At 69.1% G+C, this 2,941-nt stretch carries 2 protein-coding genes and 1 pseudogene; all 3 read right to left on the bottom strand.

The window, feature by feature from the left end:
- Nucleotides 1-121: 121 nt before the first annotated feature.
- Nucleotides 122-976 (bottom strand): peptidylprolyl isomerase, encoded by an 855-nt coding sequence (locus AC5LUJ_RS24145; protein WP_493465858.1) that lies wholly within the window; start codon nt 974-976, stop codon nt 122-124.
- 426 nt (nt 977-1,402) lie between these two features.
- Complete coding sequence (locus tag AC5LUJ_RS24140) at nt 1,403-1,762, bottom strand: hypothetical protein (RefSeq protein WP_250284376.1); 360 nt, start codon at nt 1,760-1,762, stop codon at nt 1,403-1,405.
- A gap of 850 nt (nt 1,763-2,612) precedes the next feature.
- A pseudogene (locus AC5LUJ_RS24135) lies at nt 2,613-2,941 on the bottom strand (hypothetical protein); the annotation flags it as partial.

The following is a 2,941-nucleotide window of genomic DNA, read 5'->3' as shown; positions in this document are numbered from 1 at the left end:
GGACCCGTCGATCAATAACTGCGGTTCTCGATCGAGAGAGGCTGCTGTCAGCCCCGCAACAAGACCGACATCAACAACCGGAGTTATTTTCCGGCAGCTCCTGAGCCGGGCGGCTTGCGGATCAGGCGCCCTGGGTGATGGTGAGGGTGAGGATCTGGGGCTTGCTCGCGGGGGCGCCGTCGGGGGCGCCGCCTTCGACTCCGGGGGTGGTGAGGGCGTCGAGGACGGACAGGCCCTCGGTCACCTTCCCGACGACCGTGTAGTTGGTGGCCAGTGCCTGCACGCCGTCCTTGTTCGGGTCCTGGTAGTTGATGAAGAACTGGCTGCCGTTGGTGTTGGGGCCCCCGTTGGCCATGGCGATGACGCCGCGGGTGTATGTGGCGCCGTCGGTGTTCTCGTTGGCGTAGGTGAAGCCCGGGCCGCCCATACCGGTGCCCTGCGGATCCCCGCACTGGAGCACGAAGATGTTCCGGGTGGTTTCGCGGTGGCAGGAGGTGTTGTCGAAGTACTTGGCGTTCGCCAGCGTGAGCAGGGCGCGGACGGTGCAGGGCGCCTTTGCCGCGTCCAGCGCGGCCTTGATCGTCCCCTTGTTCGTGGTGATGGTCATCGTGGCGGGGGAGCGGCTCACCGTGCCGGCTGCCGCGGGCAGGCTGACCGGTCTGGACGGCTCCTGTTCGTCCGAGGTGTAGATGCAGGGGCCGACCTGTGTGGTGGCGGCCGGAGCTGCCGCGGGCGATGCGGCTGCCGCGGGTGGCTCCGTCGCGGGCGATACCGCCGAAGATGACAGGGATGCGGTGTCGTCGTCGCCGGTGAGCAGCAGCGCCGCGGTGATGCCGCCGGTCAGCAGGATCAGGGCGCCCACGCAGACAACAGCGGTCACCCTGCGCTGTCGGCGCCGCGCGGCGGTCCGGCGTGCGGCCTGCCGGGCGGCCTTGCCCACGGCGAGATCGCGCTGTCGGCGCGTCCTGGACGTCACCACCTGTCGGCCTCCCTGTCCATCGTCACGAGGTGGGCGGAATCGTTCCGCCGCCGGCGAGCGTACGGTCAAGGGAAGTGTAGGTAGTCACGGTCCGCCCGCTGCCGCCGCACCGGTATCGTGCCGGGCCCGGCTGTGCGAAAGCTGTGCGTAACCTTCAGATGGCATTAACTGTCATGATCCGGATATTGCCGGATGTTGTCGGATATCGTCAGGGTTCGGAGTGCGGCTGTCCCGCTCGTGGTTGCCGCACCGCCGTGGCATCGCCGCGGGTGGGATTCGGGTGGGGCCGAGGGCTGTGACCGGGGCGGCCGTGCGTTGCCGCGGGCTGTCGCGCCCGCTCCTGACCCGGCCCGCGGTAGCGGGATATCACCGTGCGTGAGGCGCCCGATGCTGGTCTCGGTCAGGTCAGCGGGGCCGGCGCAGTCAGCGGGCCGCGGTGACGCCGTCGTGCTTTCGTGATGGCCGTACCGTGTGCTGGCGCCGGGGTGGTTCGGGCCGGCGCGGTGTGTCCGTCGTCGCTTCCGCTATCGCTGTCCGGGGGATGCCCGGCGGGGCGTCCGGCCTGTTGGTCAGGCACGCGGCGGTGGCCACCGCGAGCTGTGACTCGCGTTGCGCCGCGTCGAGCAGCTCGGCCAGGTTGATGTTGGTCGGAGTACGCAGCGCCCTGCGATGGAGGATCATCCGCCGTTCGGTGACAAGCAGCCAGTCCTCCAGGACACGGCGCCGAGGCAGCAGCGCCAACCGTGCCCGTTGCGCGATCCGAGCGCGCGGCCGGTGTGTCATGGCGATCCATTTCTTCTGTCCGCCTTGGGCCTTGCATCTTGAATATCGAATCTTGAATATCGAATTCTGTCAGAATCGTGAAAAAGGGGGGCGGACGGTCGTCGTGGCAGTCGTTTCCGTGGCTGTCCGCCGTGCTCGCCGCCCTGCTGCGCCCGCCCTTCCGCACTCGTCGTCCATGTTCGTGCCGTCGATCAGGAATCATATTATCGATCAGGGCGGGGTGGTCGGCCGTCCGGCCGGTGCGCCGGTCGGGCCCCGGGGTGCTGGCAGGCCCCGCGGCCGGATTCTGTACGTGGCCGGCCGCTCCCTTCAGGTGGCGGGGGAGCCCGTATGCGGATCCTGATTTCCGGCCGGCCTGTCCGTGTATGCGACCGGGTTGTTCACGCTGCCGGTAACCATTGGACCAGCCACCCTTTCCTGTGCGATACCTGTACCGCCGAAGGTGGCAACGGTGATCATCCAGAAATCATCATCTGTGAGGAGTGCGCGGTGTCGGATATTGTGCTGGCCCTGGTGGCCGAGCTCGTCAGCGCGGCGGTCATCGTGCTGGTCTCGTCGCTGTTCCGGCGGTGGCTCAGGCCGGGTGTCCGGACGGCCTGAGCCTGTCGCCCACCGGCTGTCCCGGATCTTTCCGCCCGAAGGGCTCGGCGGGATCCGCCTGTCCGCCCGCCGTCTCCGCGGGTCGTCGTCAATGGCTGACAGCCACCGGCGACGGCTGACAGGCATCGACGACGACCGACGGTCACCGGCTTCCGGCCGGCCATGGAGCCGGTGACCGTCGGCGGCCTGCTGTCGGGCGTGGCCGCGATCGGCGGCTGCCGTCGGCCCGTGTCCGCCGTCTTCCGGGGTGTCACGTCTCCGCGCCATGCCCTGATTTATCCTGACCTGCAGCTTTTTCCGGGGCCGCGGTGGCCGTGGCGTGGCTGTGCTGGGCGTGGCTGTGCTGGGCGATGTAGGCACCGGCCCCGATCGCCGCCGCGACCGGCCATTCGACGAGTTCGGTGACGGCGAGCACGCCCAGGCCCATGTAGAAGGCGGTCTGGGCTGGTGACGGCAGCCTGACCGGGCCCACTTTCATGCTTGTGCCCGGGGCGCGCGGGATCTCGATGCGGGCCGTGGCGAACGGCGTCCGCAGTGTGGCGGTGTGGGGCCTTCGTGCTTCGCCCTCTTCGCCCGCTC

The organism is Protofrankia sp. CiP1_Cm_nod3, from assembly GCF_982290655.1.
The sequence above is the reverse complement of the archived record's forward strand: the minus strand, read 5'-3'. Positions and strand labels throughout refer to the sequence as shown.

Excerpts from the sequence above, each read along its gene's own strand:
- AC5LUJ_RS24140 (WP_250284376.1), bottom strand. The coding sequence starts at position 1,762 with ATGACACACCGGCCGCGCGCTCGGATCGCGCAACGGGCACGGTTGGCG.